This is a genomic window from Acinetobacter sp. AG3 (assembly GCF_022343575.1).
In the GTDB taxonomy this organism is placed as follows: domain Bacteria; phylum Pseudomonadota; class Gammaproteobacteria; order Pseudomonadales; family Moraxellaceae; genus Acinetobacter; species Acinetobacter guillouiae.
Genome location: NZ_JAKQZD010000001.1, coordinates 3,002,229 through 3,015,502, shown reverse-complemented (window position 1 = coordinate 3,015,502; position 13,274 = coordinate 3,002,229). Strand labels below are relative to the sequence as shown.

Sequence of the window (13,274 nt, the reverse complement as noted above, 5' to 3'; positions counted from 1 at the left end):
ATATTTAAGCATTAGTGATTCATTCTTCGGGCTAAAATTCTAGGATCATTGCTATTGAGGATTTGTTCAATTTTGCCATTAGGGTGCTGAAGAATCGTTTGATCATGCGTATAGACTTTGCCATTACGAGCAATCGCATTTTGATCATTGGGCGGGGTAAATAACCATGTTTCATCTTGTGTAAAAGGATGAACCAGTAAATTGAATTCAGTATTTGCTGGATATTGAATACCGCCTAAGGTTAATTTTTCTGCCAGTGTGCCATTTTCAATCCCGATGAGTTGTTTATTTTGATCCAAATAGACATTTGCCCATTGTAGGGAAACAGCTTTGTATTGGGTGAGGGGATTGTGAATCCGCCAGTAATCTGTAGAAACAAAGTTGTCTGGATATTTTTGATATTTAGAACGCTCGATACCTGCCTGTGCCATAAGCGTAATATTGTCTAGCTGCGTATCTTGAGCAAGATTACAGTGCTCTAAACCAACGATGTTGCCAGCATCATCTAAATAGACTTGAATATAGCTCATCAGCTGACAATTCCAACCTTCGATCGTATCCTTACCTGTCCCCATTAAGGTGGTGGAACGATCATCAAAAAGTTCCAAATCAATACCACGAGGAATTTTCATGCTGTTAATTTGTAGCTTTCCAAATAATACGGGTTGGGGAAATTTGGCTTGTCTCAATGAGGACAATTGATTGGGTGCAAATAATTCAAGTTCAGTCCCTTGTGGCATTTGGATGCCTAAAATTTTCTCAGGCGAACTTAATGTTTTATGTAGGGAATGATGCTCTTTTTCAATCTCATTTTTTGTATATAGAACAAGAAAATAAAGTGCCAAGCTCAAAAAAACGCAGAGTACACTACAGACAAATAAAGACTGAATAAAAATATTGCCATGCCTAAGGGCATTTCTGAATTTTGAGCTAAATATTAATCCAATCGCAAAGAGACTAAAAATAATGGTCCCAAAGCCGGCGACAAAGAAAATCCAAAGATAGTTAAAAGAAAGTGGAATCATGCTACTGAGAATCGTATTTTTATATTTGCTAAGATTCAGGATATTGTATGCAATATCCTGAATTATTTTCAATCAATCAAAAATCTTATGAAGCGCTTGGAACGGTAAAGTCACTACATCAAAAGCGACAGCAAAAGGGAATAACACCAGTTTATCTGCAGTTTTACTGCCAGCCTTTGAGTAATCTTTGACCTCTTGAGTGGTATAGATACTGACTTGATAGGGTTTACTCAGTGCTTTTAGTGATGAAATATTAGAAGCAGAAGGGTAAACCAGACCAGATAAGGCAATGTTAAAACAGAAACGTTGTGCTTTTAGACGTTGATCACTTGAAGTGGTACATTCTTCTGCACCATTTTCAATAAAGAATGCACGATCTTGTTTAGTGACATCTTCCGAAAGTTTGACATATTTGAGTGGTAGGATTCCTGAAAAATGCCCATCATTTTTTTCTGAATTGAAGGTCAGCGCTTTATCAATTTGAATAAATTTTGGATCAAGTCCTGTGATCACTTTGACAAATCGAGTACCACCACTGGTGATGACATAACTATTTTTTTGTCCTGCAATAACAATGCTGTCAGAAGGTAGTGCAGAAATTGCTTGTGATGGTTTGCCAAATGCTAAAACCGTATCATTGACCAATACGGTTTGAACATTACGGGTACGGACACCGTTGTCTTTCTTTAAAAGGGTTGAAGTTGCACAGCCGGTCATGGCAAATGCGGAAATAATACAAATGGACAATGTAGATTTATAATTTAATTTATTCATATTTTGCTCATTTAATCTTAAGGTATTGTTTATACCATTAAAAAAATAGGGTGTTAAGTTTTTAGCCTACCAAAAAATAGACAATAATTTATTTTTTCAATGAATTAATCCAATTTCTCCACAATTGATTGGCAAAATGTATCTAAAGTTTTTGATTGTCTTGTAAATTGCCAATGAATTTAAAGCAATTGTACGATTTATTATTCTTTCTTTAGAATAATCGAATAAATCAGATAATTTTGATTGTAATTTCATTCCAAGATTCTTAGAATTGCCTGCTTGTTTGCGTGATCATTGGAACTGAACTTTGAGTAATTTTCTAACCGAACACCTGATCCATCGTGATGATGATTTTATGGTGATCCATAAGCCAGCAGGTATACTCACAGTTCCAGGAAAAACAGCAGATTTACAAGATTGTGTTATCAACAGATTATTAAAAATCGAGCCTAAGACTTTACTCATTCATCGTTTAGACCGCGATACCTCTGGAATTTTGGTATTCGGACTGAGTAAATGGGGACAAAAAAGTATTTCTAGACAGTTTCAAGAACGTCAAACCTCTAAAACCTATCAAGCTGTTGTTGCTGGCACTTTACATGGTGAAGGCACAGTTGATGTTCCTGTGATTTATGATCCAGAACATCCACCCTTACATATTGCTGATCCAGAACATAATAAGCCTGCATTAACACATTGGAAAGCAATCCAACATTTTCAAATTCAAGGACAGGCTGTAACCCGTGTTGAGTTAACTCCAATTACAGGACGGTCACATCAGTTACGCGTGCATATGCAATATTTAGGACATCCTATTATTGGTGATACTTTATATGCAACTGTAGAACAACAGCAGCTTATGCCACGACTTTGTCTACATGCACAACAACTGAGTTTTCATCATCCTAAAACAGAGGAGCTTGTACAATTTGATTGTCCAGTTCCGTTTTAGTTTAGATTTTTAAGTTGAAATTAAGTCGCTCAAAATTTAATGAGCTTTATGTCAAAAAGTATTGCGTAATGGGTATAAACTTTGTTCAAATATTCTCCTGATTTGAGCAACCGTGTTTTAGCCCTAACATGAGATAAAGGTGGAAAAATTGCAACAATTTGCTATAGGTCAACGTTGGTTATCGGACACAGAAACTGAGTTAGGTTTAGGTGTATTGATTGACGTCGATGAACGTTCAATCAGTATTCTTTTTCCAAAAAGTGACGAAACTCGTGTCTATGCACGTAATAATGCCCCATTATCTCGTATTGTTTTTAATATCAATGATGAAGTTCAAGACCAAGAAGGCATCAAGTGGATTGTCGAGTCTTTAGACGATCGCAGTGGTGTGATTCGTTACAATGTTATTCGTACATTGGATAGTGGTGAACAAGAGAAGAAAGCATTAAACGAAACGCGTATTGGCGCACAAATTCAATTGTCAAAGCCTTTAGAACGTTTATTGGCAAGCCAAATTGACTATAAAGAATGGTATGACTTACGTATTGAAGCGATGCAAATGCAAGCCAATATGCAAACGTCACCATTACGTGGTTTGGTTGGCGCGCGTGTAGGTTTGATTCCACACCAGCTGTATATTGCCCATGAAGTGGGTAAACGATTTGCACCTCGTGTACTACTTGCAGATGAAGTCGGTTTAGGTAAAACAATCGAAGCGGGACTCATCATCCATCAACAACTCAAAACGGGTCGTTCTGAGCGAATTCTGATTCTTGTACCAGATTCATTACAATATCAATGGATGATTGAAATGCGTCGTCGTTTCAATTTGAATTTCTCATTGTTTGATCTGACTCGTACAGCTTCAATCAAAGAGCATGATCCTGAACTCAATCCATTCCTGACTGAACAATGTATCATTGCTTCAGTAGATTTAATGATTGACCATGATGATTTACGTGAGCAAGCCATTGAAGCTGGTTTTGATCTGTTAGTGGTCGATGAAGCGCATCATTTGATGTGGAGTGAAGAAGAAGGCGGTAATGACCGTTATGATCTGGTTGAAGAGCTTGCTGAAAAAACTGAAGGTGTGCTGCTTTTAACGGCAACACCTGAACAGTTAGGTGTAGAAAGTCATTTTGCCCGTTTACGTTTACTTGATCCACAACGTTTTAGTTCGCTTGATCGTTTCCTTGATGAAGAAGAGCAATATCATCACACTGCTAAAATTGCTGAAGTGTTGATGTCAGATTTGCCACTTGAAGCGGAACATTTGGCAGCGGTTGAAAAATTATTAGGTCATCCGATTGAAGATCAGCCTGAACATCGTTTCCGTGCAATTCATGAACTTTTAGACCGTCATGGTACTGGTCGTATCTTGTTCCGTAATACCCGTGAAGCAATTCAAGGTTTCCCTGGACGTGATTGCCAACCTGCACCATTGCCAGCACCAGAAAACTGGTCTAAAGATGGAAAATTACGTGAGCAAATGTGGCCAGAAGAACTGCAACTTGATGGCGCATGGATGGAAACAGACCCACGTGTTATGTGGTTGATGGAACGATTACGTTCTGATTTAAAACATAAAAAAGTACTGCTGATCGCACGTAGTGGTCCAGTTGTTGAAGCACTTGAAAACGCTTTACGCATCCACGCGGGTATTCGCACCGCAATGTTCCATGAAGGCATGAGCTTATTGGAACGTGACCAAGCAGCGGCTTATTTTGCTGAAGATTCTTATGGTGCACAGATTTTACTGTGTTCTGAAATTGGTTCAGAAGGGCGTAATTTCCAGTTTGCTTCTGATCTTGTGTTGTTTGATTTGCCAGCAAATCCAGATGTACTTGAACAGCGTATTGGTCGTTTAGACCGTATTGGTCAAGAAAATCGTATTCAGATTCATGTGCCTTATCTTGTCGGTACAGCGCAAGAGCGCATGTTCCGTTGGTATAATGAAGCGTTGAATATTTTTAGTAATATTTCGCCTACAGCACAAACCTTACAAGAAAACTTTATTGTCGATTTAAAAGATTGCTTATTGGATGATAAAGGCCAAGCCTTTGAAGAGCTTCTTGAAGCGGTCAATGTACAGCGTCAAGCGCTTGAAGTTGAATTGCAAGATGGTCGTGACCGTTTATTGGAATACAATTCATGTCGTCCGATCGTGGCACAAGAAATTGTTACTGCGCTTGAAGACTATGATGACAATACTTTGTTGCCAATGTTTATGAAGCGGTTTATGGCATCGACTAACATTGACTTTGATGAGCAAAGCAATGGTACGGTGATTATTAAACCAACCGATCAAATGCAAGTGCAAGGTTTGGATATCGACGAAGAGGGCATGACTGCAACCTTCTATCGTGATCAGGCACAGATCCGTGAAGACGCGCAATATTTAACACTTGAACATCCGTTTACTGAAAGTGTGATGGAAATTATCCGCACTCAATCTTTTGGTAGTACCAATGTTGCGATTCTAAAAACCAATGCACTTAAACAAGGCACGATCTTGTTAGAAGTTTGGTTTAAAGTGGATGTGGTCGCACCTAAGGCATTAAATTTACCTTCAAGTTTGCCGACACAATTGATCCGAGTGTTATTGACTGAAACGGGTCAGGATATTACTGCCAAGCTTGATCCAGAAATTATTAAGCCGTATTTACACCATTTAGATAGCAACAGCTGTCGTCAAGTGGTAAAAGCACGTCGTGAAGTGATTGAAGAACGCTATGCACAAGCTTTAGATATTGCTAAAGGTGTTTTACCGCAGTTAAAAGAACAAGCTAAAGAAATTTATGGTAGCAAATGGCAATATGAAATTGATCGTTTAAGCTATTTAAAACAATTTAATCCAAGTATTCGTGCAGATGAAATTGAACGTTTACAGAAATTCCAGAAAGAAGGTTTAAGCCTATTGGAAGGTGTTTCTGTAACACCAGAGGCGATTCAGGTATTGGTCGTGGTTAAACCTTAATTTAGCGCAATTTTATCTAGATTCTAAAAGCTCCTTCGGGAGCTTTTTTGATGTATATATTATCCAGATTTAAATAGTCAATTATTGGGTCATTTTTATTTATTTGATTTTAAATGTAAAAATTATATCAATTTATAAAAATTAATTCCTATTATTGAACCATTTATATGACCATGTCTTGTGTGGGGGCTATAGACCATTCATCAATTTCACCACACCATAGAAACCCCATGTATCATTGAATGAGATCTACTTTACAACAATAATCAATGAACGATTTACAGGGAGTTTGTTGTATACATTGCAACCGTTTTTATGCTATTTAAATAGTGTACTTTGATCTCGATTTTTTCTTTTAGAGATAAAGTTTACCCACCCATGTAATTTGATCATTCAGTATTGTGTATCCAAATAGACAAGTTCGAAAGCAACGGTCTATAGCCAAGATAAAAACTTAAAATAATGGAAGAAATGATATGGAAAACAAGGATTTTGTTGAGTTTCATGATACCCATGTGCACTATCTACTTCATTGGGAAAAGCAATTACCGCAAAAAGATGTGTTTGTACAACCATTGGCCAATGGCAATGCAGTGCATTACACATGGTCGGAAGTTGCACAACAAGTTCGCAGTATGGCGAGTTATTTACAGTCTTTAAACTTGCCTGAAAAGAGTGCGATTGCAATTTATGGTAAAAATAGTGCGCATTGGCTTATGGCAGATTTAGCGATCTGGATGTCAGGTCATATCTCAGTCCCACTCTACCCAACACTCAATGCGGAAGGTGCAGCTTATGTACTCAACCACAGTGAAGCAAAACTCTTATTTATTGGAAAATTGGACGGTAAAGCGGATAGCTGGAATGAGGTAAAAACAATCATTCCGCAAGATTTAGCTTGCGTGCGTTTGGCATTATCACCTGAATTCGATGCACCGCAATGGAATGATATTGTGCAATCTGTTGCCCCACTAGAAAACCCAATCTTGCCCAATAAAAATGATTTAGCGACCATCGTTTATACGTCTGGTAGTACGGGTGTACCTAAAGGAGTTATGCAAAGTTTTGCGACACTTTTATCGGCTGCTCGTGAGCTCAGATTAACTTATCAAGTGACAATATCTGATCGAGCCTTATCTTATCTACCACTTGCACATGTTGCAGAACGTATTTTTATTCAATCTTCATTGATGGTTTGCGGTTTTACCGTGTATTTTGCAAATTCAATTGAAACCTTTGTTGAAGATTTGAATCGTGCCAAACCTACATTATTCTTTTCGGTACCGCGCTTATGGACCAAGTTCTATTTGGGCGTTAATGAAAAAATACCGCTCCATATACAAAAGGTTTTATTTAAAATACCTGTGTTAGGTAAGTTGGTTAAAAAGAAATTACTCACTAAACTCGGGCTAAATCATGTCCGTTATGCATTTACTGCTGCGGCACCGCTACCTACAGATATTATTTTATGGTATCGAAATTTAGGTTTAGAGTTACTTGAAGTCTATGGCATGACTGAAAATTGTGGTTATTCGCATGTGACACGTGTGGGGCAGTTTGCCAGTGGTTATGTGGGGCATGCCCAACCTAAAGTGGAGTGTAAAATTGATGAAAATGGTGAAATTCTGGTAAAAAGCCCAGGAACCATGTTGGGCTATTATAAAAATCCTGAAAAAACTGCAGAAGATATGACCGAAGATGGATTTTTACGTACTGGGGATTTGGGCGAGATCGATGCAGAAGGGCGGTTAAAAATTACGGGTCGAATTAAAGATATTTTTAAAACAAGTAAAGGCAAATACATCATGCCAGTTCCGACTGAGCAAAAAATCGGAAATCAGGCATTAATTGAATCTGTATGTATTGGTGGTTCAAGCCAACCACAACCAGTTGCTTTTATTATGTTGGCTGAAGATATTCGTAACAGTCTGAAGCAGAACCCGAAGCGAGATGAAATTGAAAACGCCTTAAAAGCATTAAGAGTGAAGATCAATGAAGAACTGGAGCCTCATGCAAAAATCAGCTTTTTTGTCGTAGTCAATGAACCATGGACCATGGAAAATGATTTACTTACCCCAACGATGAAAATTAAACGTAATAAAATTGAAAGTCGCTATGAGCCATTCTTAGACGCTTGGGCACAACAGAAACGAGAAGTGGTCTGGGAATAAAAGTTTTTAACTACATTGGTATTATTAGCAAAAAAGCCTGAATTGTAATGTTGATCAACTCAGGCTTTTTTTAATTTTCTTCTTTTACAAAGTAATACTTCATACCTTTAAAAGAAGGGTTTCTTGATGACTCAAATGAACTATGTTTTAAATCATTTCAGCTTGTTTAAGTTCTAACTTGAGATAGGCATAGAAAATGGGTGCAACAATTAAACCCGCTAAGCCAAAGAACGACTCAAAGACTAACATTGCCAATAACACCTCCCATGACGCTGCATGGATTTTTGTGCCAATAATTTTGGCATTAATAAAGTATTCCAGTTTATGGATAAAAATCAGATAAAGTAATGCGATACCAGCGGTAGATACTGAAATGGTTAAACCTGCCATAACAATAATGGTATTGGAGAGTAAGTTTCCGACAATTGGAATTAATCCAAAAATAAAAGTCAGGATCACTAAGGTATTGGCAAAAGGTAAATGTATATCAAAAACAGGGAGGATCAGGTGAGAGAAAATCAAAAATAAAAAGGTATTGATTAACGAAATTTTAAACTGAGCAAACACCACATTTTTAAAAGATGAAGAAAGGTTTTCAATACGTGTGATCATGGCACGCTTAAATTCTGGCTGATCCGGCTGTGGGCGCAGTTGGTTTAATGAGACAAGGATCCCTACAATCATACCAATCAACATCGTGGCTAAATTATGTAAAAAGCCTGTTCCGGTACTTTTTAAGGTGGATAAATTATCTTTGATTAAATCAAAGGTTTGATCTTTTAATTCAGTGAGTGAATAAGGAATAAATCCTGGAATATATTGTGCCACTTCAAGTTGTAGTTTTTGTAAGGTCTGATCGACTTGGTCACTGATGGCATTGATTCCCGCACCTTGCAAATCGTGTTGAACAAAGCTGATTAACCCAGTAATGCTGAGCACAATCAAAGAAATAATAAAAATGGCAAGAATAATGCTAATGGTCAAGCGCGCTCTTTGACCATCAATATATCTTTCTGTAATGCTACCTAAACTATTGATGATTTCAAAAACAACAAAACCTGCAAAAAATGACGCTAAGAGATGCAAGGGAATCAGTAAAGACAAAAAGATCAGCATGAGTAAGTAACTTGCAATAATACTTTGACGATCATTTAACAGTTTCATGTGAATAGAGCTCAATTATACAATTGATGTATAGGGGAATATAAAAATACCAAGTTAGATTTATATCACTCTAACTCGCGGCGAGATAGCTATTTTTAAATACAAAGCTTAATTCAATGTGAAAATATTTGGCCTGAATACTGGGTGAAAAGTCTTTAAAAAACGTTATAGAAAGATAAAAGATCACTATCGTGGATTGATCAGAAAAATTTTACTGTTGCGTACATTGAGCAGTACATAGAGCGCTATTAAAGCGAGTGATTCAAATGAATCACGTCATGCATATTATATAAGCCAGCGGGTTGAGACATACACCACATTGCGGCACGAATTGCACCAGTCGCAAAGTTCATCCGATTGCTTGCAATATGTTTGATTTCGACCTGTTCCCCATGACCATAAAATATTGTGTTATGTTCACCAACAATGTCACCACCACGTATAGCTTGTAAACCGATCTGTTGGGGTGTTCGCTCAGTAACCTGAGCATGGCGTTGATAGACCGCTAAATCGCTGAGCAATTGTGCTCTGACTTGAGCAATCGCTTCTGCGTACATCAATGCAGTACCTGATGGCGCATCTATTTTTTGTCGATGGTGTGCTTCGATGATTTCAGCTTCAAATCCTGTACCTAATAATTGGGCAGCAACTCGAACCAGATCAATACTAAGATTGACGCCAATGGAATAATTGCCTGAATGCACGATAGCAATATCTTGTGCGGCTTGAGCAATGTGTTGATTTAATTGCTCAGATAAACCAGTGATACCAATAATCATCGGCTTTTTAGCGTGCTGACAAATTTTTAAATGTTGCGATAATGCTTCTGCTGTAGTGAAATCAATCACCACATCACAATGCTGAATGACGTCTTCCAAACGATCTGAAATGAGCACATTTAATGGTGCTATATTGAGATACTGTCCTAGTTCCTGACCAATCGCTGCACTTGCAACTCTTGCTGTAGCAACAGTGATGTTTGGTCCCGCATTGAGACAGGCCTGAACTAGCATTTGTCCCATGCGGCCAGTCACACCCAGTATGCCTACACGAATATTTTGTTGATTGTGACTGATCATAGGGTCTTGATACTTGTATTTAATAGGCTATGAAAGAATAGCTATTATTTAATTTGCGCTTCGTCTAAATGACGCGAACCTTCGAGTAACATACGAATCATCACCATGGTTTGTTCAGCGACTTCTTTACGTTCAGCAATCGGTAAATCAATCACCTTGGCACCCATATTAAATACCAGCTGAGTAATTGCTTTGGCGACTAAATCAGGATGGGTTAATTTACTGTGATTGATGCGTTCTATTCGAATCAAATCTTCTTGGAGTTCTTGTTGGAAATAATTAAGTTGTTTGTCTACAGCAAGTTTATATTGCTTTGATCCTGTATAACCTTCACGCAGTAGTAAACTGAGGTTACCTTCATCGGCATCTAGTTGTTCAATAAATACTTCAACTGAACTGCGAATAATACTGCTTTGTCTGATTGCCTTGATTCGAGCTTCATGCAAAATTTGACGAAGCACCACACCTGAACGATCAATCAGTTCAATCGCCAACTCATCAATATCTTTAAAGTGACGATAAAAACTATTTGGCGCAATCCCAGCTTCACGAGCAACTTCTCTTAAACTTAAAGAGGAAATACTTTTTTGCGGTCCAATCAAATTTAAGGCGGCTTGGAATAATTCTTCTTTGGTAATTGTCGCTTTGCGTCCAACAGTACGTACAGAAACTTTTTCAAGCTCATGAATTTGATCTTGAAGGGTAGCTGGGTTCTGAGGTAATACGGACGTTGGATTCATAAAGTATCAAATAGTTAAAATATTTTTTTCATTATAGCCTTTGTCATTACATAAATGAAATGTCTAGATACAATACACGCGTATATACAAATATATATACATGTGTATAATAATTAAAAATCACTCAGATGGTGAGCCTAGTATGCACGCTATTGAAAAGCAAAAATCTCCCGTAAACGCTATATTTGATATGGTGTTAGGTACTCATACGACTAATTTTTGGCTACAGAAAATTAATCCATTGTGGTCAGTTCAACAAGCTTTGGGGAAAATTGTTGAAAAAGAACAATCCGCCGCAGATACGATCAGCTTAACCATCAAAATTAACCGTTTGTTTAAAATGGGGTTAGCCGGGCAGCATCATCCAATCACTATCGAAATCAATGGTCGTCGTTATGAACGTACCTATAGTCTGACTCAATTAGATACGCAACATGTATTACTCACGGCAAAAAAAGTAGAAAAAGGCATTGTGAGTAACTGGTTGTTTGAAGATGCCCAAGTGGGTGAGGTGATTGAATTTGGTCGACCTTATGGTGATATGTTATTGCCTCAAGTTGTCAGTCCATTGATTCTGGTCGCTGCGGGCAGTGGTATTACGCCGATGTATAGCTTGATTCAGGCATTGGCAGCGAACCAGCAGCTTGATCGTCAGCCAGTACATTTAATGTATTGGGTTAAAAAAAATGCAGACGTTGCCTTTAAACAACAGTTTGAGCAATTAGCCCAACAGTATCCCGATTTTAAATTTGATGTGTTCTATACCCAAGAAATACCTGCGGATGCACGTTTAAATAATGAATATTTACATATCATTAAAAATCTTGAGCAAAGCACAGTGTATGTATGTGGTCCTTCAGGTTTTGTGGCAACAGCTGAACAATTATTTGAACAGGCCAAAGTACTCAAAAGCGAAGCATTTAGCCTAAGCCCCGTGATTTCTGATGACACAGGTTTTATCAATGTCACATTAACCAAATCTAATAAAGTGGTTGCAATCCCTAAAGGTCAAGCCATTTTAGTTGGCTTAGAACAACAAAATATCAAACCAGAACATGGTTGCAGAATGGGGATTTGCAATAAATGCGCGTGTAATAAAGCACAGGGTGCCACAAAAAACTTAGTCAATGGTCAAGAAAATTTTGAACCGAATAATTTACTGAGAATTTGTGTGAATACTGCCAAAACTGATTTAGTTATTGATCTTTAAGCGAGTTTTATCATGAATATGCCAGTTAAAATTCAATATTTTAAAAACACCAAAAACCGTGAACTGACCCAGACTGAGCTGGATGCTTTAGCGCGCGAGCTGGATGCGATTAAGCAAGAAGTCTTAGATGATATTGGTGAAAAAGATGCCAAATATATCAAAAAAGTTTATGCCGCTATTCGTTATAGCAGTATTTTAGGCCGAGCATGCTTATTTGCGGGTTGGTTCCCACCAGCATGGTTACTTGGTACTGGTTTACTGAGCTTTGCCAAGATCATGGAAAACATGGAACTCGGTCATAATGTCATGCACGGACAATATGATTGGATGAATGATCCACGCTTTAAAGGTACAACTTACGAATGGGATATTGTTGGAACCTCTGACAACTGGCGCCAGACCCATAATTATAAGCATCATACCTATACCAATATCAAAGGGATGGATGATGATATTGGCTATGGTTTATTGCGTTTATTCCCTGAACAACGTTGGAAACCGGGTTTTTTATTGCAACCTTTATATGCAATTCCGTTCTGTCTATTGTTCCAATGGGGCGTTGCGATTCAAAACCTTGAAATTGGTAAATTGGTTTATAAACGTAAAACGTGGGCGCAATTTAAAGAAGAGTGGAAGCCGACTCAAAAGAAAATTGGTAAACAGTTTTTTAAAGATTATCTTTTCTTTCCTGTGATTGCTGGCCCGGCAGCTTTACCTGTATTTACAGGTAATTTAGTTGCTAATGGTATCCGTAATATTTGGACATTTAGTATCATTTTCTGTGGTCACTTTACCAAAGATGTCGAAGTGTTCCCTAAAACTGTTTTACAGGATGAAAGTCGTGGACATTGGTATATGCGCCAGATTCGCGGTTCTTCGAATTTAACTGGTTCAGAAGCATTTCATATTTTGACAGGTCATTTGAGCCATCAAATCGAGCATCATTTATTCCCTGAAGTACCTGCTCGTCGCTATCGTAAAATGGCGCCTAAAGTTGAAGCGGTATGTAAAAAGTATGGTTTAAACTACAACAATGCAAGTTTGTTTAAGCAATATGGTCAAGTCCTTGGACGTATTGTGAAATATGCATTTCCATTTAAAAAATAGTTGATTTGCTAAAGCTAAAGCCACTTTTAAGTGGCTTTTTTATTGTCAATGATTGGGTTTTTCAGTAAAGTTTAT

Annotated in this window: 10 protein-coding genes; 5 read left to right on the top strand and 5 right to left on the bottom strand. The window is 37.7% G+C overall.

All coding sequences use genetic code 11. The annotated features are described in order from the left end of the window. Positions 1-11 precede the first annotated feature (11 nt). Positions 12-740, bottom strand: a complete 729-nt coding sequence (locus tag L3V46_RS13990; protein ID WP_227504284.1) for a hypothetical protein — start codon at positions 738-740, stop codon at positions 12-14. A 357-nt stretch (positions 741-1,097) separates the two neighbouring features. Beyond that, a complete protein-coding gene (locus L3V46_RS13985; RefSeq protein WP_034617784.1) occupies positions 1,098-1,799 on the bottom strand; it encodes a hypothetical protein in 702 nt (233 codons plus the stop codon). A 307-nt stretch (positions 1,800-2,106) separates the two neighbouring features. On the opposite strand from L3V46_RS13985, the gene L3V46_RS13980 reads away from it, so the two are divergent. From L3V46_RS13980 to L3V46_RS13970, 3 genes are all read left to right on the top strand, one after another. Then, entirely contained in the window at positions 2,107-2,751 is a 645-nt protein-coding gene (locus L3V46_RS13980; RefSeq protein WP_004820305.1) for an RluA family pseudouridine synthase, read from the top strand. Positions 2,752-2,890: 139 nt separating this feature from the next. After that, positions 2,891-5,728 (top strand): RNA polymerase-associated protein RapA, encoded by a 2,838-nt coding sequence (gene rapA, locus L3V46_RS13975; protein WP_034617785.1) that lies wholly within the window; start codon positions 2,891-2,893, stop codon positions 5,726-5,728. Between the two features lie 476 nt (positions 5,729-6,204). Continuing rightward, entirely contained in the window at positions 6,205-7,899 is a 1,695-nt protein-coding gene (locus L3V46_RS13970; RefSeq protein WP_034617787.1) for an AMP-binding protein, read from the top strand. 147 nt (positions 7,900-8,046) lie between these two features. Here L3V46_RS13970 and L3V46_RS13965 read toward each other — a convergent pair whose 3' ends face one another. From L3V46_RS13965 to fabR, 3 genes are all read right to left on the bottom strand, one after another. Then, on the bottom strand, positions 8,047-9,063 hold the full coding sequence (locus L3V46_RS13965; protein WP_004820310.1) for an AI-2E family transporter: 1,017 nt from the start codon (positions 9,061-9,063) through the stop codon (positions 8,047-8,049). A 248-nt stretch (positions 9,064-9,311) separates the two neighbouring features. After that, a complete protein-coding gene (gene dapB / locus L3V46_RS13960; protein WP_239046026.1) occupies positions 9,312-10,142 on the bottom strand; it encodes a 4-hydroxy-tetrahydrodipicolinate reductase in 831 nt (276 codons plus the stop codon). 44 nt (positions 10,143-10,186) lie between these two features. After that, positions 10,187-10,882, bottom strand: coding sequence for an HTH-type transcriptional repressor FabR (gene fabR, locus L3V46_RS13955; RefSeq protein WP_004721706.1), 696 nt, complete (start codon positions 10,880-10,882; stop codon positions 10,187-10,189). A 142-nt stretch (positions 10,883-11,024) separates the two neighbouring features. Between fabR and L3V46_RS13950 the strand changes: the two genes are divergently transcribed. Both L3V46_RS13950 and L3V46_RS13945 read left to right on the top strand, forming a co-directional pair. Next, a complete protein-coding gene (locus L3V46_RS13950) occupies positions 11,025-12,092 on the top strand; it encodes a ferredoxin reductase (RefSeq protein ID WP_239046025.1) in 1,068 nt (355 codons plus the stop codon). A gap of 12 nt (positions 12,093-12,104) precedes the next feature. Continuing rightward, the gene (locus L3V46_RS13945; protein WP_004721703.1) at positions 12,105-13,199 is read left to right on the top strand and encodes a fatty acid desaturase; all 1,095 of its coding nucleotides are present in this window, start codon (positions 12,105-12,107) and stop codon (positions 13,197-13,199) included. Positions 13,200-13,274: the final 75 nt, after the last annotated feature.

Coding starts and splice junctions, on each gene's coding strand:
- L3V46_RS13990 (WP_227504284.1), bottom strand. CDS start 740: ATGCCACAAGGGACTGAACTTGAATTATTTGCACCCAATCAATTGTCC.
- L3V46_RS13985 (WP_034617784.1), bottom strand. CDS start 1,799: ATGAATAAATTAAATTATAAATCTACATTGTCCATTTGTATTATTTCC.
- L3V46_RS13970 (WP_034617787.1), top strand. CDS start 6,205: ATGGAAAACAAGGATTTTGTTGAGTTTCATGATACCCATGTGCACTAT.
- L3V46_RS13965 (WP_004820310.1), bottom strand. CDS start 9,063: ATGAAACTGTTAAATGATCGTCAAAGTATTATTGCAAGTTACTTACTC.
- dapB (WP_239046026.1), bottom strand. CDS start 10,142: ATGATCAGTCACAATCAACAAAATATTCGTGTAGGCATACTGGGTGTG.
- fabR (WP_004721706.1), bottom strand. CDS start 10,882: ATGAATCCAACGTCCGTATTACCTCAGAACCCAGCTACCCTTCAAGAT.
- L3V46_RS13950 (WP_239046025.1), top strand. CDS start 11,025: ATGCACGCTATTGAAAAGCAAAAATCTCCCGTAAACGCTATATTTGAT.
- L3V46_RS13945 (WP_004721703.1), top strand. CDS start 12,105: ATGAATATGCCAGTTAAAATTCAATATTTTAAAAACACCAAAAACCGT.